Here is a 21,090-nt window from a genome sequence, read left to right on the forward strand (position 1 = left end):
AGATCCCGTCGACTAAAACGCCGTTCCGCCGGCAGGCTCCTGTGACTAGAAAGACTGCGCTGTTCTTCTTCCAATCCCCGACCATCCCCGGATTCGCACCCAGCTTCGGCTTCAGTGCCTTCTACCTGTCGCTGGTCATCCTTTTCCCGATTTCCGCCTTGCTGGTGTACGTCAGCGACATGTCCTGGGCGCAGTACTGGCAGGCGATCACCGATCGGCGCGTACTCGGCAGCTACCGGGTGACGCTCAGCGGCGCGTTCTACTCGACGCTTGCGGCGACGCTGATCGGCCTGCTGCTGGCCTGGATCATCACCCGCTACGAGTTCCCCGGCCGGCGCCTGGTCGACGCGCTGGTCGATCTGCCATTCGCCTTGCCCACCTCGGTCGCCGGGCTGACCCTGGCGACGCTGCTGGTGCCCGGCGGCTGGCTTGGCCAGTGGCTGGCGCCGCTGGGGCTCAAGGTTTCCTATGCCTATCCCGGCATCGTGGTGGCGATGACCTTCACCAGCCTGCCGTTCGTGGTGCGCACCGTGCAGCCGGTGCTGCAGGACCTGGGCAACGAATACGAGGAAGCCGCGCGCACGCTCGGCGCGAGCAAGCTGCAGACCTTCTGCTACGTGGTGTTCCCGACCCTGGTGCCGGCCCTGGTAACGGGCTCGTCGCAGGCGTTCATCCGCAGCCTCGGCGAGTTCGGCGCGGTGATCATGATCGCCGGGAACATCCCGTTCAAAACCGAGGTGTCCTCGCTGATGATTTTTGTCCGCCTGCAGGAGTTCAACTATCCGGCCGCGGCAGCCATCGCCTCGGTGATCCTGCTGGCGTCGCTGGCGCTGCTCTTCGTTCTCCAGCTCGTACAAGGGCGCCTGCTTCGCTGGCAGCGCAAGACCTCATGAAAAAGCCCACGCAATGGCATCAACGGCTGCTCATCGTCCTCGGCCTGGCGCTGGTCGGACTGATCCTCATCGTTCCGCTGGCGCTGATCTTCGGCAAGGCGCTTAGCGGCGGCTGGGACCTGCTGGTGGAGAACCTCTCGCAGGACTTCATGCTTCACGCCATCGGCCTGACGCTGTTCGTCACCGTGCTCACGGTGCCGATCAATATGCTCTTCGGCATCATGCTGGCCTGGTGCCTGACCCATTACGACTTCCGCGGTCGCAAGCTGCTTTCGACCCTGGTGGACATTCCCTTCGCCGTCTCGCCGGTGGTGGCGGGGCTCTGCTACCTGGTGGTCTACGGCGTCGAAAGCAGCCTCGGGCAGTGGATTTCCGCCCAGGGCGTCCAGCTGATGTTCGCCTGGCCGGGCATCCTTATGGTCACGGTGTTCGTCACCTCGCCCTATGTCGCGCGCATCCTCATCCCGGTGATGCAGGCGCAGGGCAGCGAAGAGGAGTCTGCTGCGCTGTGCCTGGGTGCCAATGGCTGGCAGATCTTCCGCCACATCACGCTGCCGAAGATCAAATGGGCGCTGCTGTATGGCGTGGTGGTCACCAACGCCCGGGCGGTGGGTGAGTTCGGCGCGGTTTCGGTGGTGTCGGGCACCATCATCAACCAGACGCTGACGCTGCCGCTGCTGGTCGAACAGCTTAACAACGACTACAAGACTGCCGCGGCCTTCACCGCCGCCGCTCTGCTGGCCTGCATGGCGTTGATCACGCTGCTGCTGAAGACCTACATGGAATGGCGCCAGCGGGAAAACCTGGCACGCGCCGCAACGGCCTAGGCGACCACCGCGCGCGGGCGGTCATTCCTCCGGGAACAGACTGCGGAGCCGGGCCGCGGCGGCCTTGAACGCATAGCGGGTCAGCTGCGCCGTCGCTTCGGCGAACACCTCACGATAGGCGCCAGGCACGTGGGGCAGGAGCGCCCTGGCCTCATCGATGGCGCGCAGGTTGGCGCTATCCACCAGCGCCAACAGCGCGCTCAGCCTCTCGTGCCACTCATCGTCGGGCAACGCCTCGTGCGTCTGCGGCTCGGCCAAGTCGTCGGGCTCCTCGCCAAAGACCGCGCGCAGCTGGTCGAGACTGAGCTGCACGCTCCGCTCTAGCTCGGCCAGGCAGGCCGCATCGACAAGGTCGGTCAGGCGCGCGCCGCGGTGAACCAGTTCGATCTCCAGTCCGCTGACCCGACCGGCTAATGCTAGGGCACCAACCGTGCCGGCGCTGCCCTTGATGGCGTGCAGCACCGCGCTGGCGGCACCGCTGTCGTCCGCCTGTATGGCAGCGGCGAGCAGCGGCAGTTGCCTGGCCATATCCCCCTCGAAATCGACGAGCACCCGGCGGATCAGCGCCTTATTGTCGCCAAAGCGCGCGCTGATCGACGCAGCCGCCTCGATGAGCGAGTCGTTTTCGACGGTCGCCGACGGCCCCTGCCGACGTTTAACCGGTGCCGAGCCAAGCAGGGTCGCGACCAGTTGTTCCAGATTGATCGGCTTCCCGACATGCTCGGTCATCCCCGCCGCCAGACAGGCGCTGCGGTCCTCATCGGACGCGTTGGCGGTCATCGCGATGATCGGCAATGTCGCCCAACGTGGGTCCAGGCGAATCCTCCGGGTCGCTTCCAGGCCATCGATGTCGGGCATCTGCACGTCCATCAGCACGGCGTCGAAGGGCGCGCGGCGCATGACCATGTCGACGCCGGATAGACCGCCTTCGGCAAGCTCGAGCTGCGCGCCTTCCGCAATCAGCAGCTCGCTGGCCACCTGGCGGTTGAGCGCGTTGTCCTCGACCACCAAAAGGCGCATGCCGGCCAGGCGCTGCGGACGTGGGGCGTTATTGCCGGACGCGTTCGGCGCCGGGATGCCGCGGAGCGCCCGCTCGATGCTGGCGGCCAGTTGTACCGGCGTGACCGGTTTGGTCAGGAAGTCGACGAAAGCGGGGTGGCCCTCCTGCTGGGCGTCCACCAGGGCCTCGCGGCCGTGCGCGGTAACCATGATCACCATCGGCGGGCTGACGTCGCCCTGTTGACGGCTGATCATGCGCGCCGCGCTAAGCCCGTCGCGGTCGGGCATACGCCAGTCCATCAGAACCACGTCGTAGCGCTCACCATCCTTTAGCGCCTGGTTGACCCGGGCGACCGCCGCTTCGCCACCGCCTACACTGTCGGCGTACCAACCCAGCGCCCCCACCATGCGCACCAGTACCTCGGCGGCGATGGCGTTGTCGTCGGCGACCAGCAGGCGCAGCGGGCGATCGGTCAACGCACAATCGGCGCGCAGCGTATTGGGCTTCTGCACCTCCAGAGCCACATCGAACCAGAAGGTACTGCCCACGCCAAGTTCGCTGCGCACCAGCAACTCGCCGCCCATCAGGCTTACCAGGCGCTTGCAGATCACCAGCCCCAGCCCGGTGCCGCCGAAACGGCGCGTGGTGGAGGCCTCCGCCTGGCTGAATCCCTCGAAGATTCGCTGCTGCTGCTCGTCGCTGATGCCGATCCCGCTGTCTGACACCGAAATCCGCACCAGCACCAAGGCGTCGTGGCGCTGAAGAAGCTGCATGGCGACGACCACATGCCCCTGCAGGGTGAATTTCAGCGCATTACCGGCGAGATTGATGAGAATCTGCTGCAACCTGAAGCCATCGCCGATCAGCGCACCGGGCAACTGCGGGTCGACGTCGTAGAGCACCTCGACGTCCTTCTCGCCCAGGTTGCCGGCCAGCACGATCGACAGGTCCTGGAGAAAGCCTTCCAGCTCGAACGGCGATTGTTCGAGCGTCATCCTGCGGGCCTCGATCTTGGAGTAGTCGAGAATGTCGTTGAGCAGGCCGAGCAGGGAGCGGGCGGCGCTTTCGGCCTTCACCACGTAATCAAGCTGGCGCGGAAGCAGCTCGGTGCGCTGGACCAGTTGCAGCATTCCCAGCACCGCATTCATCGGTGTGCGGATCTCATGGCTCATGTTCGCCAGGAACGAGGATTTCGCGGCGTTCGCCGAGTCCGCCAGGTCCCTGGCGTACAGCAGGCTCGACTCCAGTTCGCGCTGAGCGGTGATGTCGCGGTTGATGCCGGTCATGTGGATCGGGCTGCCGTCCGCGGCGCGCTCGACCCGGGCGGCAGCCTGGACGTAACGGATCTGCCCATCCGGCAGTACCGCACGAAAGACCGCGTTGAACGCCTCGTCATGCTTGATCAGCGCCGTAAGACCGGCTTCCGCGGTATCCCGGTCGTCCGGGTGCACCCGTTCGCGCCAGTGCGAATAGGTCAGCTCGTCACGGAGTTCGAGCGGCAGCCCGTAAATCTGCAGCATCCGCTCGTTCCATTGCAACCGGTTGCTCCGCAAATCCCAGGCGAAGATGCCCAGTTCGGCCGCCTCGGCGGCCAGCAGCAACTGGTCGCGAGCGCCCATCAGCTCGTTCTGCTGCATCCGCAGCTGGGTGATGTCGCTGATGATGCATACGAACAGCCGGCGTTCGGCCATCTGCACCGAGCCGATCGACAGTTGCAGCGGGAACTCCGAACCGTCCTTGCGCAACCCGGACATGTCCCGGTTCCTGATCGCGCCGGGCAGTTCCTGGCGCTCCAGCTGCTCTAGGAAGACCTGGGCCGCGGCCCATTGCGACTCCGGCACCAGGCGCCTGACGCTGCGTCCCAGCATTTCCTCTTCGCTGTAGCCGAACACGCGCTCGCCGGCGGGGTTGAACGACACCACCGTGCCCGTGGCATCGATGCTGATGATCGGGTTCACCGCGGTATTGAGGATAGCCCGGGTCATCTCCAGGCTGACTTCTCGGTCTCGCTCCGCGGCCTTGCGCTGGGTGACGTCGAGGGCGATGCCCAGGTATCCGCTGGGTTTTCCGCCGGGCGAACGCATCGCGGTAACCACCAGCGTCACCGGGAAAAGCGAGCCGTCCTTGCGCACGTAGGTCCATTCGCGCATTTCCGCGCCGCCGGCATCAGGCATCAGGGTGAAGGTCTGCATGCCCTCGACCCGTTCGCCCAGCTGAACGCTCAACTCGGCCGCGCGCGCGTGCAGCTCCGCCGGCATATGGAAGGGGAGCGGGGTGCTCTTACCGACGACCTCGTCGGCGGCGTAGCCAAGCAGGCGTTCGGCGCCACGGTTGAAGATGCGGATGGTGCCGTCCAAGTCGGTGGCGATGATCGAGACCTCGGTGGCCGCGTTAAGCACGCTCTCCAGCAGCACATTGAGTTGCTCGAGTTCGGCCGTGCGGCGGGCCACTTGTTCCTCGAGGCTGAGATTGAGCTCGATGATGCGCGCGGCAAAGGCCTTCTGCTCGGAGATGTCGCGTACGGTCTTGGAGGCGCCCACCACCGTTCCTTCGGTATTGCGAATCGGCGAAACGGTGATCGATACGTCGAAGGTGCTGCCATCGCTGCGCGAGCGCCGGGTATCGAAATGCGGAACTCGCTCGCCGCGCCGAACGCGGGCAAGGATGTTGGCCTCCTCCTGCGCCAGCTCGGGCGGAACCACCAGATCCGCGAGTCGCCTGCCCAGAGCCTGCTTCGCGCTATAGCCGAATAACTGCTCGGCGCCCTTGTTCCAGCTTGTCACCACGCCATCGAGGGTCTTGCCGATGATGCCGTCGGCCGAACTCTCGACGATCGCCGCCAGTTGCGCCTGGGTATGGGCGATCCGCTGTTGCTGTTGGCGGCTGACACTGAACGCACCGGCGAGTGCAGCGAGGATCAGGCTCGCCAGCGAACCCAGCAGCAGGATCAGCGATACCGAGGGCAGGTTGAGATTCGCCACGAACCGCGGATGAGCGCTGAGCTCGAACTGCCAGCGTCGGCCGAACATCTCGCGCTCGAATCGTTGGGTGAAGAGCTCTGGTTCCGCGCTAGCGTGGCGGGCGCTGGAGTAAAAGGACACACCGTCGCCGCCAGCCGTGACGTCCCGCAGGCTCAGGTGCAGCGCCTCGCTCTCCACGGCCAGCCCTTTGAGCACGTCCTCGATCAGCAGCGGGGCATAGCTCCAGCCGAAGGCCTGTGCCTCCCGTTCGGCCTCGCTGTCCGGGGTGACGCCGCTGCGGTAGATCGGTAGCAGCATCAGCACCGACTGCAGCGGTTTTCCGGTTTCCTGGGCGAGCGTGATGGGCGCGGTCAGGCGTACCTCGCCGGAGCGCATGGCGCTCAGCGCCGCTTCGCGACGATTGCTTTCCGACGCTATATCCAGGCCGACGACATTGGCCTGGCGCCGGGTGGGCTCGATGTACTGGATGACGAAGCGCTCACCGGAATGGGGGGCGAACGGGTGGACAGAAAAGTCCGCCGGGCCGTCGGAGCGGGCTCGCGCCAGGAAAGCGGGCTCGTCGCGCTCGCTGACCCGGCGAATGAAGCCGAAGCCCCTTGCGCCGGGAAATTCGTAGGGGAGGTCTCGGGTGAGGCTGTAGTTGTGGAACAGCCTCCGGGTCATGCCGTTCTCGCCGGCGGTGAGCACCGCACCGCGCACGCCCCGCAGGCCATACTGATACAGGCGGATGCGCTCGAGCACCTCTCTGCTCCACTGGTCTGCCTGGGCCGCGACCGCGCGGCTCGCCTGCTGGTCATTGCCCTTCGCGGTCCACCATGCGGCCGCCGCGGTCACCAGCAGACACACAACGAGGGTGACGGTCGCGCTGCGGTAGAACGGGAAGAACTTGCTCTTGTCGGTCACGTCACTCTTCCTGGGAGCCCAAGGGGCTCCGCCCCGGCACTACGGCTCGCCGATATCCGGCCCGTTCTCCAACATTTCGCTCATTTGCGCGAAGGGGGCAGGGCGCGAGTAGAGATAGCCCTGCATAACCAGGCACCCCTTGTCCCGCAGTGCCGCCGCCTGTTCCGGCAGTTCGACACCCTCGGCGACCAGCTCCAGGTTCAGCACCTGTCCCAGCTTGATGATGGCGTCGATGATTGCCGAGTCGAGTTTCTCGGTGAGCATGTCCTGAACGAAGCTGCGGTCGATCTTTAGCACGTCGATGGGAAACCGCTTGAGGTAGGCGAGGCTGGAGTAGCCGATACCGAAGTCGTCGATCGCGACGCGAATACCCAGCTCCTTGAGCGCGGCCAGGGTCTTCCGGGACTTGTCGACGTCGCGGGCGAGCACGCCCTCGGTAATCTCGAGCTCGAGCATCCGCGCCTCGGCACCGGTAATTTCCAGTACGTTCTTCACCGTCTCGAGGAAGTCGTCTTCCTTGAACTGGACCGCCGAGATGTTCACGCTGACGCAAATCTCATGGCCCCGCTCGCGCCAGACACGCGCATCCTTGCAGGCCTGCAGGAGCACGTAGCGGCCGATGGGAATGATCAGCCCGGTTTCCTCGGCGAGGGGAATGAAGTCCGACGGCTGCACCCGTTTGCCGTCCGCGTCGCGCCAGCGGATCAGCGCCTCGACCCCGACGATGTCGCGTTGCAGCACATTGACCTTCGCCTGGTAGAACACCTCGAAGACGCCTTGCTCGAGCGCGCTGCGCATGTGCTGGTCGAGCCGATGGCGCGCGCGGATGCTGTCCTCGATGCGTGACGAGAAGAACCCGTAGCGATTACGCCCGTCGCGCTTGGCCTGATACATGGCGGCTTCGGCGTGGCGATAGAGGGAGTCCATGTCGGCACTGTCGTCGGGAAACACGCTGATACCGATGCTAGCGGTGAGGGTGTAGCGACCGGAGGGGGTCACGAAAGGAACGGTCATCTCACTGAGCAGCCGGGCGGCGAAGCTTCCGACGGTTTCCAGGCTACGGATATCCGGCATTAGGATAATGAACTCGTCGCCGCCGTTGCGGCTGATGGTATCCATCACCCGACCCGACCTGACGAGCCGCCGGCCAACTTCCATGAGCACCGCATCGCCTACCGCATGGCTCACCGAATCGTTGATCGATTTGAAATTGTCCAGATCGAGCAACAGCATGCCCACGCGTCCCTGGGTGCCGATGGCCTGACGCAGCGCCTGATTGGCACGGTCCTGAAGGAGCAGGCGGTTGGGAAGGTTGGTCAGCGCATCGTGGTTGGCCAGGCGCTTGGCTTCGTTGCGCAGCGTCAGGTGCGCCCTGATCCGGGCCCTGGCCACCAGTACGTTGAGCGGCTTGTGCAGAAAATCGACCCCCCCGCAGCGGAGCGCTCGTAGCTCATTCTCGACCTGGGCGTGGGAGGTGACGAAGATGACCGAGGCATCGCAGATTTCCGGGTCGGACTTCAGTGCCGCGCAGACCTCGTAGCCATCCATATCCGGCATCTCGATATCCAGCAGCACCAGATCCGGACGGCACTGGCGCGCCGTGTTGAGCGCGCCCGGGCCGTCCGTGGCAAAGTAGACTTGGCCTAATCCACGAACCGTTTCGCTGAGCACCCGAACGCCGCTGACCGCATCGTCGATGATGAGTATTACCGGTTCCTGGCTGAACATTGTTTCTCCTGTGGCCAACCCGTGGCGGCGCCTGTATTCAACAGGCTAGCCCAGCGCTGGGGCGCGTCACGGAGAATTTCCGAAACGCCGATGACCTGCGGCCTCGGCGACGCCCTGCAGGCATGAGCGACGGAATGATTTACTGGTTGCGGTCTATATGTGATCGGGTCGTGCATCAGAGGGGCTGCGTCATCTGGCTTTGCCCGTTATTAATGACCAGCCCCTGATGCAGCGCAGAGTTCTTTCTTATTTAGCGGCAAACACGCCTTTTTCTTTGAACCTTTTCGAACGTTCTCAACTACTCCAAGGGCCCGAGTTTCAAGACGCTGAATGCCCTGAAACGGGAGGGCGGCGCCTGGAACAGGCGTTGCGCTTATAGACCAGAACAATGAGCAATCGAAAACTGGTGCACACGACGTTGAACAGGAACGACATCCATCCGATGCCCCAAGTAAGTTAAGACGTGTTAGAGATGTCCAAACTTCGTTATCACTTCGAACGTTCAAGGGAAGAATGCCGGCGCGCCCAATGCCCTTTCATGGCTGGCCAAGTTCCAGCGCAGATCCTCGGCGTCTCCAGCATGAGTTTCCCGGCGCGCGTCCGGGGCGACGACCTCTCGGGAATTCAGCGGAACTTAGACTCCAATAGGGGACTCCCTTCATGACGGGTCCGAGGCCCGAGACGTTTCAAACAACGGAGACCTACATGCCTGGCGACGACACCTATCGCACGCAGAGCGCCACCGTCCAGTCCGCATATCCCGAGTTCCCTCATCGGCCGCGTGGCGCTGTCGGCACGAGCGAATCTCCCCTTACCGCCGCACCGAAGCGCTCCCCGAGCAGGCCGATGTCCGCCTGATACCGCCGGACGCGGCGCACCTGATACGTCAGGCGAGGGCCATGGCGCTACTGGCGCCGGACCGACGCCGCTGCACATCACCTTTGAATGACGCAATTGTCCGCTCAGGCGGACTTTTCCATTTGCCCAGGCGCGCCGCTCGATCGCTGGCCAGGGCTGAAGAACGGGAGGAAAGATGTTCGATTTGAGCATGTGGCTGAACACGGCGCTGTGGATCAGCGTCGGCATCGTGACCGCGGGAACGCTGATCTGCTATTTGGTCTTGCGTACGCTCTTCGGGATCATCGAGAAACGCCTGCGGGGCCTGGCAGAAACCCAGGGAAAACCCATCTACCGCTTTGGCTGGCAAATCGCCGCCCGGACCAGCCGATTCCTGCTTTTTGCGTTCTCCTTTCTCCTAGCACTCAAACTCGTCGAGCTGCCGAGCAACTGGCAGTCGGCGCTCTCGCATAGCTGGTTCGTGGTGCTGGCGCTGCAAACCGCGCTGTGGGTGGACGTCGGCGTGCGGCTCTGGTCGCGCGACCTGGTCAGCGACCGCGCAGGCCGGCACAACCCGGTGACCATGACGATCCTCTCGATCATGATCCTGGTGGTGGTCTGGTCGGTCATGCTGCTGTCGATCCTGGCCAACCTCGGCGTCGATATCACCGCGCTGGTCGCCAGCCTCGGGGTCGGCGGCATCGCCATCGCGCTGGCCGTGCAGACGATGCTGGGCGACCTTTTCGCGTCGCTCTCCATCGGCATCGACAAACCCTTCGAGATCGGCGATTTCGTCGTCTTCGGCGATGTCGCCGGCTCCATCGAGCATATCGGCCTGAAGACCACGCGTATCCGCAGCCTGAGCGGCGAGCAGGTCGTCTGTGCCAACGCCGATCTGCTCCGGCAGACGCTTCACAACTACAAGCGCATGGACACCCGCCGCATCGTATTCAGCTTCGGGATCAGCTACGCGACGCCGGCGGAAAAAGTCCGGGAAGTGAGTGCCCTGGTGAAACGCATCATCGACGGACTGGAAAAAGCGCGCTTCGACCGGGCGCATTTCCTCGCGTTCGAGGAGAGCAAGCTGACCTTCGAGGTCGTCTACATCGTGCAGTCTTCCGACTACAACCAGTACATGGACATCCAGCAGGAGATAAACCTGGCGCTGCTGCAGGGCCTCCGGGACATGGAGGTGGAGTTCGCCTTCCCGGTGCGGCGCGTCGAGTTCGTCGGTGGCTGCCTGCCGGAAGTGAAGGTGGGCGTCGCCGAGCCAGGTGCCAAGCAGAACGCGGGTTCGCCCGAGGCGCTGGGCGTTTCGTCGTCCCACTGAGGCGAACGGGCAGGGCGGTTTCACTGGAAACGGCGCCCTGCTGACACCTGGCCTGGGCCTCGGGTGGACATTTGCAGCGACGTCAGGCGGCCCGTCGATGCAGCCTTTCAATCGCGCTGCACGGCGAGGGCGATGCCCTGGCCGCCGCCGATACAGAGCGTGGCCAGCCCCCTGCGGACGTCACGGCGCTGCATTTCGTGCAGCAGAGTGACGAGAATGCGGCAGCCGGAAGCGCCGATGGGATGGCCCAGCGCGATGGCGCCGCCGTTTACATTCACCTTGGCGCTGTCCCAGTGCAGCTCGCGGCCGACGGCGAGGGCCTGGGCAGCGAAGGCTTCGTTGGCCTCTATGAGATCAACGTCCTCCATCTGCCAGTCGGCCTTCTCCAGCACCTTGCAGATGGCGAACACCGGGCCGATGCCCATGATCGCCGGATCGACACCCGCGCCGGCGGCCGCGACGATGCGCGCCATCACCGGCAGGTTCAGGGCCGCGGCCTTTTCCGCGCTCATCAACAGCACGGCGGCGGCGCCGTCGTTCAGGGCGGAGGCATTACCCGCCGTGACCGTGCCATCGGCCTTGAACACCGCCGACAATTTGCCTAGCCCGGCCAGCGTCGTGCCGGTGCGCACCTGCTCGTCACGGGCGAAGAGGATCGGCTCGCCTTTGGACTGCGGCACGCGTACCGGAACGATTTCCGCCTCGAAGCGGCCCCCTTCGATGGCGGCGCTGGCGCGCTGCTGCGAGGTCGCGGCGAAGGCGTCCTGCTCATCACGGCCGATACCGTACTGCTCGGCCAGGTTCTCGGCGGTCATCCCCATGTGGTAGTCGTTGAAGGCGTCCCACAGGCCATCTTGGATCATCGTATCGATGACCGCCTTGTGGCCCATGCGCAATCCGGTCCGGACCTGCGGAATGACGTAGGGCGCCAGGCTCATGTTCTCCTGCCCGCCGGCGATGATCACCTCGGCATCGCCGCAGGCAATGGCCTGGTAGCCGAGTTGCACCGCTTTCAGGCCAGAGCCGCAGACCTTGTTCAGGGTCATCGCCGGCACGGTATGCGGCAGGCCGGCCTTGAGCGCGGTCTGCCGCGCGGTGTTCTGCCCGGCACCGGCGCTGAGTACTTGGCCGAGGATCACCTCGTCGACCAAGGCACCGTCCAGGGCGGTTTGCGAAAGCAGATGGCGGACCACCGTGGCGCCGAGTTCAACGGCGGAAACCGTGCTCAGGCTTCCCTGGAACGCACCAATGGCCGTGCGGGTGGCGGCAACGATCACAACATCACGCATGGAAACTCCCGTGTTGCGATCCGCCCGAGGGGACGGAGTCGCGAAAGAAAAGCGGCGCCGAAGGCGGTCCGCGTGTCGCCCGATCATCAGGGACCGGCGTTCAGAACTGCTCTGCCGTCAGGCCGAACAACGGATCGCTGCCGGCGCGAATGCTCGCCTCCAGGCCGAGGATGCGCGGTAGCAGGCGGCTGAAGTAGAAGTCCGCGGTTGCCCGCTTGGCACCGTAGAACGCCTCGTCCTCGTCGAGCTTGCTCGCCGCCACCCGAGCCATGCGCGACCAGAGCCAGGCATAGGCGACATAGCCGAACAGATGCAGGAACTCCACGGAGGCGGCGCCGACTTCGTTGGGGTTCTCGCTGGCCCGTTGCAGCAGCCAGTCGGTGGTGCTCTCCAGACGCTGCACGGCGTCAAGCAGCGCTTCACGATGAGGCACGTCCGTCGCGGCGAACGCACGGATCTCGCCGGTGAACTGGCGCAGGGCGGCGCCACCGTTGACCACCACCTTGCGTCCGAGCAGGTCCAGAGCCTGGATGCCATTGGTGCCTTCGTAGATCTGTGCGATGCGAACGTCGCGCACCAGTTGCTCCTGGCCCCATTCGCGGATGTAGCCGTGGCCACCGAACACCTGCTGGCCGTGCACCGTGCTTTCCAGACCGGCGTCGGTAAAGAAGGCCTTGGCTATTGGGGTGAGGAGGGCGACCAGGTTATCGGCCGCCTGTTTCTCTGCGGGGTCTTCGCTGAACTTGCTCAGGTCGAGCTGCTGGCCGACGTAGCTGGCGAAAGCGCGCCCACCCTCGGTCATGGCTTTCATGGTCAGCAGCATGCGGCGCACGTCCGGGTGCACGATGATCGGGTCGGCGGCCTTGTCCCTGGCCTGGGGGCCGCCCGGAGCACGGCTCTGGGTGCGCTCGCGGGCATAGGCCACGGCGTTCTGGTAGGACGCCTCGGCACAGCCGATGCCCTGGATGCCGATGGACAGGCGCTCGTAGTTCATCATGGTGAACATCGCTGCGAGGCCCTTGTTCTCCTCGCCGATCAGGTAGCCTTCGGCGCCATCGAAATTCATCACGCAGGTGGCCGACGCCTTGATTCCCATCTTGTGCTCGATGGAACCGCAGCTCACCGCGTTGCGCTCGCCCAGCGAACCGTTGGCGCCGACCTTGATCTTGGGCACCAGGAACAACGAAATCCCCTTGGGCCCGGCCGGCGCGTCCGGCAGCTTGGCCAGTACCAGGTGGATGATGTTCTCGGTCAGGTCCTGCTCGCCGCCGGTGATGAATATCTTGCTTCCGCTGATCGCGTAGCTGCCGTCGGCCTGTGGTTCGGCGCGGGTGCGGATGATGCCCAGATCGGTGCCGGCGTGAGCCTCCGTGAGACACATTGACCCCGCCCAGCGGCCTTCGTACATCGGGGAGAGGTAGGTGCGTTTCAGCGTTTCGCTGGCGTGGGCGTCGATCGCCAGGCAGGCCCCGGAACTCAGCGCGGAGTACAGGGCGAAACTGGAGCCTGCGGCATAGAGCATTTCCTCGAACTGCACCGCGAGCATCTTGGGCATGCCCATTCCGCCGTACTGCGGGTTGCCGGACAGCCCTACCCAGCCGCCTTCGATGTAAGTGGCGTATGCCTGCCTGAATCCCCGCGGCGTGCTGACCGCGCCGTTTGCCCACTGCGCTCCTTCCTCGTCGCCGCTGCGGTTGAGCGGGGCGATCAGCCCACCCGTGACCTTTGCCGCTTCCTCCAGGATCGCATCGGCGGTTGCGGCGTCGACGGTTTCCGCCAGCGCCGGCAGGCGAGCCCATAGACCCGGCGCATCGAACACCTCATGGAGGACGAAGCGCAGGTCGCGCAGGGGAGCGTTGTATTCGGGCATCGATCACCTCGTTCGGGGCGCCGTGCAGGGTCGGCGCGTAAGAATAAAAAGAGACCACCGCGAGCAGCGGCCTTTAGGATCGACGGCAGACCTCGCCGCCGTCGACTGGAGACCTTGAGTTCAATGACTGGACGCGGCAGCGGCCCCCAGCCCGGTTTGAGCCCTGACGAACTGGTCGTCGAAGGCCGCCCGCTCGCGTTGTGCGCGTACGCTTCGATCCAGCCGCGAGACCACCACGATGACCAGGAAGGCCAACGGCATGGAGAACAGAGCAGGGTGGTCGTAGGGATAAATGGCTTGCGCGTGGCCCAGCACGGAAACCCAAACGGCGGGCGACAGGATCACCAGCACCAGCGCCGTGGCGAGGCCTGCGAAACCACCGGCCAGGGCGCCGCGGGTGGTCAGGTTCCGCCAGTACATGGCCATGATCAGCACGGGGAAGTTGGTCGATGCGGCGATGCCGAACGTCAGCCCCACCAGGAAGGCGACGTTCTGTTTCTCGAAAAGGATGCCCAGGCCAATGGCGACGAGGCCCAGCCCGACGGTAGCGATGCGGGTGACGCGCATCTCCTCCTTCTGGCTGGCGGTGCCTTTCTTCAGCACCGTGGCGTAGAGGTCATGGGAGATGGCCGAAGCGCCGGCCAGCGCCAGGCCGGAAACCACGGCCAGGATGGTGGCGAACGCGACGGCCGACAGGAAACCGAGGAACAGGTTGCCGCCTACCGCCTTGGCCAGGTGCATCGCCACCATGTTGCCGCCGCCAATCAACGCGCCTTTGACGTTGCCATCGACGAAGAACTGCGGGTCGGTACCGACGATGACTATGGCGCTGTAGCCCAGCACCATGACCACCAGGAAGAAGAAGCCGATGAAGCCGGTGGCATAGAACACCGATTTGCGGGCTTCCCGCGCATTCGGCACGGTGAAGAAGCGCATCAGGATGTGCGGAAGCCCGGCGATGCCGAAAACCAGGCCAAGCGACAGCGATGCCGCATTGATCGGGTCGGCCAGCATCGAGCCCGGCCCCATGATGCTCCAGCCGATGGCATGGCTCGCGACAGCGCGGCTCGCCAGGGTCTCCAGGCTGAAGCTGAATTCGGCCAGGGCGAGCAGGGCGAGGGTGGTGCCGCCCGCGAGCAGCAGGACGGCCTTGATGATCTGCACCCAGGTGGTGGCGATCATGCCGCCGAAGATCACGTAGACCAGCATCAGGACACCCACCACCATCACGGCCGTGGTGTAGTCGAGGCCGAACAGCAGCTTGATCAACTGGCCCGCGCCGACCATCTGGACGACCAGATAGCAGCACACCACGGTCAGCGAACCGAACGCGGCGAATGTGCGGATCTGCGTCTGATCCAGGCGGTAGGACACGATGTCGGCGAAGGTATAGCGCCCAAGGTTGCGCAGGCGCTCCGCCATCAGGAAGGTGATGATCGGCCAGCCGACGAAGAACGCCACCGTATAGACGAAGCCGTCGTAGCCCTTGGCGAAGACCAGGCTGGACAGCCCCAGCAGCGTGGCGGCCGACATGTAGTCGCCGGCGATCGCCAGACCGTTCTGAAAACCGCTGATGCCGCCGCCGGCGGTGTAGAAGTCGGAGGTGGATTTGGTCTGCCGGGCGGCCCACCAGGTGATCGCCAGCGTCCCCATCACGAAGACGAAGAACATGGCGATGGCGTGCAGGTTGACGGGCTGCTTCTCCGCCACGAAAGGGGCGGCCAGAACCCCAAGCGGGGCCAAGGCCAGGCACGCGGTGCCGAGCGTGCGCAGGCGCATCATTTCAGCTCCGCCAGCAGATCGGCGCCAAGGGCGTCGAAGCGTGTATTGGCGCGGTACACGTACCAGCCGGTGCACAGCCAGGAAAGCACGATGACCGCTGCCGCCACCGGGATGCCCACCGTGAGTTGATGGCCTTCGCCGAGAGGCGCGTGCAACAGCGCGGGCTGGAAAGCCACGACCAGCATGAACAGGTAGTAGGTGCCCAGTACGGCGGCGCTAAGCGACCACGCCAGGCGCGAGCGGCTGCGCACCAGGCGCTGGAACTTCGGGTTGGCTCGGATGCGGTCGCAACGCTGCGCGTGGGACAACTCAGCATGGGTCATCGGTGTGGCTCCTTGTTTTTGTTGTTGTCGAGGCCCGGCCCCCGTTTTCGGGGTGCAGGGCACCTTGGCGACGGGCCGAGGGCCGTCGCCTTGTGTCGCCTGGAGGATGTGTTTCGGCTACAGCGCCTTGGCCATGTCGCGCAGGAGGTACTTCTGGATTTTCCCGGTCGACGTCTTCGGCAGGTTGATGAACACCACGGTGCGCGGCACCTTGAAGCTGGCGAGGTGATCCCGGCAGAACCCGATGATGTCGCTGTCGCGAACGGCCTGGTGGTCCGCCTTGAGGGTGATGAACGCACACGGCGTTTCTCCCCATTTCTCGTCCGGACGCGCCACCACGGCGGCTTCCAGGACGGCGGGGTGACGGTAGAGGACCCCTTCGAGCTCGATAGTGGAGATGTTTTCGCCCCCGGAGATGATGATGTCCTTTAGGCGATCCTTGATCTCCACGTAGCCATCGGGATGGCATACCGCGAGGTCGCCGGTGTGGAACCAGCCCCCCTCGAAGGCTTCCGCCGTGGCGCTAGGGTTCTTCAGGTAGCCCTTCATCACGGTGTTGCCGCGCATGAAGACCTCGCCGATGGTCTGACCATCGCGCGGGGTGGGTTCGAGGGTTTTCGGGTCGCCGACCATGACGCCTTCGAGGGTAGGGTAGCGAACCCCCTGGCGGGCCTTGATCTCCGCGCGCTGGTCCAGCGGCAGCGCGTCCCACTCGGCGTGCCAGGCGCACAGGGTCACCGGGCCGTAGACCTCGGTCAGCCCGTAGACGTGGGTGACGCGGATGCCCATCTCTTCGACGGCACCTATCACTTTTGCCGGCGGCGCGGCGCCGGCGACCATCGCCTCGACGGGGTGATCAATGGCGGCCTTGGCTTCGGCCGGCATGTTGACCAGGGCATTCAGTACGATGGGCGCACCGCACATGTGCGTGACCTGCTCGTCGCGGATCAGGGTAAGGATCTTCTGCGGGTCGACCCGGCGCAGGAACACGTGTACCCCGGCGAGGGCCGTGACGGTCCACGGGTAGCACCAGCCATTGCAGTGGAACATCGGCAGCGTCCACAGGTAGACCGGATGATTGCCCATCGCCCAGGTCATCTGGTTGCCCAGGGCATTCAGGTACGCGCCTCGATGGTGGTAGACCACCCCCTTGGGATTGCCGGTGGTGCCGGAGGTGTAGTTGAGGCTGATCGCCTGCCATTCGTCGTCCGGCCACTGCCAGGCGAACTCGGGATCGCCCTCGGCAAGAAAGGCTTCGTAGTCCAGGTTGCTCACCGGCTGACCTTCGCCGTACTCAGGATCATCGACATCGATTACCAGCGGCGGGTGATCGAGCATGCCGATGGCCGAATGGATCACATCGAAGAACTCACGGTCGGCAATGACCACCTTGGCTTCGCCATGCTGCAGCATGAAGGCGATGGCTTCGGCATCCAGGCGCACGTTGAGGGGATTGAGCACCGCGCCGATCATGGGCACTCCGAAGTGCACCTCAAGCATCTGCGGAATATTGGGCAGCATCACCGCCACGGTGTCGTCCTTGCCGATGCCGCGCCCGGCCAGCGCGGAGGCCAGACGCCGGCAGCGTGCATAGGTCTCCGCCCATGTACGACGTATCGATCCATGGATGACGGCCGGGTAGGTTGGATAGACGCTGGCGGTGCGCTCGATGAAGCTGAGCGGCGAGAGGGCGATATGGTTCACGGCTGCAGGGGCAAGACCCTGTTCGAAGATCGACATGCTGGGCATCCGGTGGCTGATTGTTAGCTCTAGGTGCCTGCTCGCCTGTTTTGTTCGGGCGGCAGATCATGCGGTGATTTTATATACGACCCACACCGAATATGGAACTACTACCTGCGTCGTATAGTACTTTAACTATACCAAACAGATTATCCAGTTGGTTGTTCGGCGAAAGTTGGTCGTATGGAGATATGCTATCGCCGTTTTCTTATGGGAATTCCGATGAGTCAGAACCCGGTCCGCCTGCACACATGGCTGCGCCTGCAGCGCGAAGGCGTTCCGCTCTCCGCCCGCGCCGACGCCGTGTGTCGGGCCCTGCGCGGCTGCCCCGAGGTGCGACAGGCCTATTACCTGAGCTGGCTGGAGAGCGTCGGCATCTATGGCCATGAAGGCAGCGGCCAGCATCTGCCGCCGGGGCAGGGTGACCCCTTGCTCGCCAGCGATCAGGCGCTTCTTGCCAGCCTGGAAGACCATGGCCGCCTGGATCTGGAGCAGGTTCGCGGGCTGGATTGCTGGTTTTCCGGGAGGTTGCGCAGGGCCGCGATCAGCCACGGACAGGTCTTCGATCTTGCTTTGGAGCCCGGCCGACCCGGGTTGCTCCTGGTGGAAGTGCGGGAAGGCGTCAGCCTGGATTGGCTCGGCTGGGTGCATGAATTGCTCTCGACGCTGCTGGCGATCTCCGGCGACCTGATGCGCGCCTCGCCATTGCTCGGTTACGACCCCCAGCCGACCCTGCTGCTGGATGCTGCCGGCGATCCCCTGGAGTTGAATGCCGCGTTACTGGCGCTGCTGGCCGATCAGCCTCCCGGCTCGGTCGTGCGCTTCCTGCCGGTCAACCACGCTTCGCTGGTGCGCGCGTGCCTCGAACAGGGCCGCGCCATCGAGCATGTGGAAGCCGAGTACGATGGGCGCATTCTGATTTGGACCTTCATTCCCGATCCGCAGGCGTCGCGTGTGCTGGCCCGCTGCCGGGAGGCCACCGAACAGGTGCTCGCCGAACGCGAGGCGACGAAGGCACGTCGGCTGTACCGGCTGATCACGGAGAACACCACAGACCTGATCTCCCGGCACACCCCGGATGGCCGTTTTCTGGATGCCTCGCCCGCGTCATGGACGTTGCTGGGCTACTGGCCCGAAACCCTGCGCGGCCAACTCGCCCAAGGCCTGTTCCACGCGCAGGATCTTGCATCGCTGATTCAGCGGGCGAAGGATGCGCTGGAGACCGATGGCTACCACACGATGACGTATCGCATACGCCATAGCGATGGTCATTACCTTTGGTTCGAAACAGCCAGCCGCGCTATCCGCGAGACGTACACGGGCGCTGTGGTCGAGGTGGTCAGCGTATCGCGGGATATCACCGCACGCGTCCAGGCCGAGGAGAACAAGCGGCGGCTGGCGGAGGTAGTGGAGGCCAACACGGACCCCGTGCTGTTCATCGACGCAGACGAGCGGATCACCTACCTCAACCCCGCTGCCCGCGAGCTGCTGAAGCTGGACGAGGGGCAGTCCATGCCGGCGCTGTCGGTGCTGTTTGCCGCCGATGACCTGAACCGCTTACAGGCGGGCCGCGAGAGAGCGGGGCGGGCGGGTGTGTGGAGCGCCGACTCACGGTTGCATCCGCCGCTGGGAGGGGCGTCAGTACCCGTCTCTCTCGTATTGCTGGCGCATCGGGCCGCGGGTGGAGAGCGCTATTACTCGCTAGTGGCTCGCGATATGACCGAGCGCGAGCTGCGTGAGGCACAGCAGCGTCGCCACCAGGACGAGCTGGCGCACACGGCGCGGCTGGTCACCCTGGGCGAACTCGCCTCCGGCATCGCCCACGAGATAAACCAGCCCTTGGCCGCCGTGGTCAACTACGCCAGCGCCAGCCAGCGCTACCTGCAATCGATCGAGGAGAACCCGCAGGCAGTCGTGCGCGTTTCGCAGGGACTGGAGCGCATCAACGAGCACGCCAATCATGCCTCCGAGGTCATCAAGCGACTGCGCGGCTTCCTGCGCAAGGGGCAGCGGCGCATGCAGGCGCTGGACCTTTGCGAAGTGACACGCGAGGCCGTTCGCCTGTGCGCCTGGGAGGCGAACGCCTGGCAGGTGGTGATCGAGGAGCGGTTGCCGGACAATCTGCCGCCGGTGTATGCCGACCGCGTATTGCTCGAGCAGGTGCTGATCAATCTCCTGCGCAATGCCATCGACGCCAACCGCGAGGCCCAGCCAGGAGAGGCGTCACGCATTGTCCTGTCGGCTCGACTGGCGACCGGTTCCGGACTGGAAGTGGATGTTCTTGACGAAGGACCTGGGCTCGACGACGCGGAACTTGAGCGGGTATTCACACCGTTCTACACCAGCAAACCGGACGGACTCGGGCTCGGGCTGTCGATGAGTCGCAGCATAATCGAGGGCTTTGGCGGCGCCCTGGAGGGGCAACGTGCGGCGACTGGCGGCTTGCTGATGCGCTGCAGACTGCCGTTACCGTGAGGCGCATACGATGCCGATAACAACAAGAGGAACGATTCAATGACGACTGCCACCCAGCAAGTGGTGTATGTGGTGGACGACGATCAGGGCATGCTCGATTCGACGGTCTGGCTGTTCGAGTCCGTAGGGCTGCGTGCCATTCCGTTCACCAGTGGCCGCGATTTCCTCGCAGCCTGCGACGCGACGCTCAACGCCTGCGTGCTCCTGGACGTGCGCATGCCTGGCATGGGTGGCTTGAATGTCCAGGAAGAGATGCGCGCGCGGGGCCTGGATCTGCCCATCATCTTCGTCAGCGGCCACGCCGATGTGCCCATCGTGGTGCGCGCATTTAAGGCCGGCGCGCGGGATTTCATCGAAAAGCCGTACAACGAGCAGCTTCTGCTCGACAGTGTGCAAGTGGCGCTGAGCCGCTCGGAGCGGCAAACCTCGGGCAGCAGTGATCAGGAGGACGTCCAGGAGCGCCTGGCCAGGCTGACGCCGAGGGAGCGCGATGTGGTGCTGCCTCTGGTCAAGGGCCACACCAACCGCGAAATCGCTGAGCAGTTGAACATCAGCGTGAAAACCGTCGATCTCTATCGTTCCCGCGTGATGAAACGCATGCGGGCGGAGCGTCTTGCTGATCTGGTTGGAATGGCGATCGTCGCAGGCCTGGTGGATCCGCTGCGGTTGAGACAGGGCTGATACGGTCATCACATCTGGCGCTAGAGCGACTCGGCGAGAGTCGCTGACGTGCTATTGGATGAAACAGCGCCGGGCATCCGTTAACGGGAAAGCGTGTTTCAGATGCATCAAGGTGGCGGAGGTTTTGGACCGTCATTGACAGAGATTGGAACCTGGCACCTGAGCCTAGAAGCCATGAGAGCATTGCCCCAGTGACAGAACCTATAATTTCCCATAATGCGTGACGTTACGTTTAATCGTGCCGGGACCATTGCGCAGCCTTCCCGGTGCGATTTAATGTAACGTCTATTATGGGTGACGAAATTCCAGTTCCGATTCCACCGCGGCTTATCAAACAGGCGCAGCTCTACGCAGCCGGTCGGAGCGATTCCGAGGCTGTACTTCATCTTTTAGAGGACTATCCGCGCCTGGTCGGTGAGTTACGCCAGCTG

General features: G+C 64.4%; 12 protein-coding genes. 5 read left to right on the forward strand and 7 right to left on the reverse strand.

The features are described 5' to 3' along the window. Positions 1–41: 41 nt before the first annotated feature. Positions 42–893: a sulfate ABC transporter permease subunit CysT gene (cysT, locus tag QMX85_RS01710; protein WP_282338454.1), complete on the forward strand. Its 852-nt coding sequence runs from the start codon at positions 42–44 to the stop codon at positions 891–893. Then, positions 890–1,720 (forward strand): sulfate ABC transporter permease subunit CysW, encoded by an 831-nt coding sequence (cysW, locus tag QMX85_RS01715; RefSeq protein WP_282338455.1) that lies wholly within the window; start codon positions 890–892, stop codon positions 1,718–1,720. The genes cysT and cysW overlap by 4 nt, the downstream gene beginning before the upstream one ends. Positions 1,721–1,741: 21 nt before the next feature. Here the strand turns inward: cysW and QMX85_RS01720 are convergent, their stop codons facing one another. Continuing rightward, positions 1,742–6,604, reverse strand: a complete 4,863-nt coding sequence (locus QMX85_RS01720; protein ID WP_282338456.1) for a PAS domain S-box protein — start codon at positions 6,602–6,604, stop codon at positions 1,742–1,744. A 39-nt stretch (positions 6,605–6,643) separates the two neighbouring features. Continuing rightward, complete coding sequence (locus QMX85_RS01725) at positions 6,644–8,332, reverse strand: EAL domain-containing response regulator (protein ID WP_282338457.1); 1,689 nt, start codon at positions 8,330–8,332, stop codon at positions 6,644–6,646. Positions 8,333–9,365: 1,033 nt separating this feature from the next. On the opposite strand from QMX85_RS01725, the gene QMX85_RS01730 reads away from it, so the two are divergent. Next, the gene (locus QMX85_RS01730; RefSeq protein ID WP_282338458.1) at positions 9,366–10,499 is read left to right on the forward strand and encodes a mechanosensitive ion channel family protein; all 1,134 of its coding nucleotides are present in this window, start codon (positions 9,366–9,368) and stop codon (positions 10,497–10,499) included. 107 nt (positions 10,500–10,606) lie between these two features. Here the strand turns inward: QMX85_RS01730 and QMX85_RS01735 are convergent, their stop codons facing one another. The 5 genes from QMX85_RS01735 to QMX85_RS01755 all read right to left on the reverse strand — a co-directional run bounded on the left by QMX85_RS01735 (position 10,607) and on the right by QMX85_RS01755 (position 17,503). Then, positions 10,607–11,788, reverse strand: coding sequence for an acetyl-CoA C-acetyltransferase (locus QMX85_RS01735; RefSeq protein WP_282338459.1), 1,182 nt, complete (start codon positions 11,786–11,788; stop codon positions 10,607–10,609). 100 nt (positions 11,789–11,888) lie between these two features. Then, positions 11,889–13,658 carry an acyl-CoA dehydrogenase C-terminal domain-containing protein gene (locus QMX85_RS01740; RefSeq protein WP_282338460.1) on the reverse strand — a complete coding sequence of 590 codons (1,770 nt, stop codon included), beginning with the start codon at positions 13,656–13,658 and terminating at the stop codon, positions 11,889–11,891. A 120-nt stretch (positions 13,659–13,778) separates the two neighbouring features. Then, positions 13,779–15,437: a cation acetate symporter gene (locus QMX85_RS01745; protein ID WP_282338582.1), complete on the reverse strand. Its 1,659-nt coding sequence runs from the start codon at positions 15,435–15,437 to the stop codon at positions 13,779–13,781. Continuing rightward, positions 15,437–15,763, reverse strand: a complete 327-nt coding sequence (locus QMX85_RS01750) for a DUF485 domain-containing protein (RefSeq protein WP_282338461.1) — start codon at positions 15,761–15,763, stop codon at positions 15,437–15,439. The genes QMX85_RS01745 and QMX85_RS01750 overlap by 1 nt, the downstream gene beginning before the upstream one ends. Before the next feature lie 117 nt (positions 15,764–15,880). Beyond that, a complete protein-coding gene (locus QMX85_RS01755) occupies positions 15,881–17,503 on the reverse strand; it encodes an acyl-CoA synthetase (RefSeq protein ID WP_090230706.1) in 1,623 nt (540 codons plus the stop codon). A 222-nt stretch (positions 17,504–17,725) separates the two neighbouring features. On the opposite strand from QMX85_RS01755, the gene QMX85_RS01760 reads away from it, so the two are divergent. Both QMX85_RS01760 and QMX85_RS01765 read left to right on the forward strand, forming a co-directional pair. After that, positions 17,726–19,978, forward strand: a complete 2,253-nt coding sequence (locus QMX85_RS01760) for a PAS domain S-box protein (protein WP_282338462.1) — start codon at positions 17,726–17,728, stop codon at positions 19,976–19,978. A 39-nt stretch (positions 19,979–20,017) separates the two neighbouring features. After that, positions 20,018–20,659, forward strand: a complete 642-nt coding sequence (locus tag QMX85_RS01765) for a response regulator (protein WP_282338463.1) — start codon at positions 20,018–20,020, stop codon at positions 20,657–20,659. Positions 20,660–21,090 lie beyond the last annotated feature (431 nt).

Source organism: Pseudomonas sp. PS02288, from assembly GCF_029959715.1.
In the GTDB taxonomy this organism is placed as follows: domain Bacteria; phylum Pseudomonadota; class Gammaproteobacteria; order Pseudomonadales; family Pseudomonadaceae; genus Pseudomonas_O; species Pseudomonas_O kuykendallii.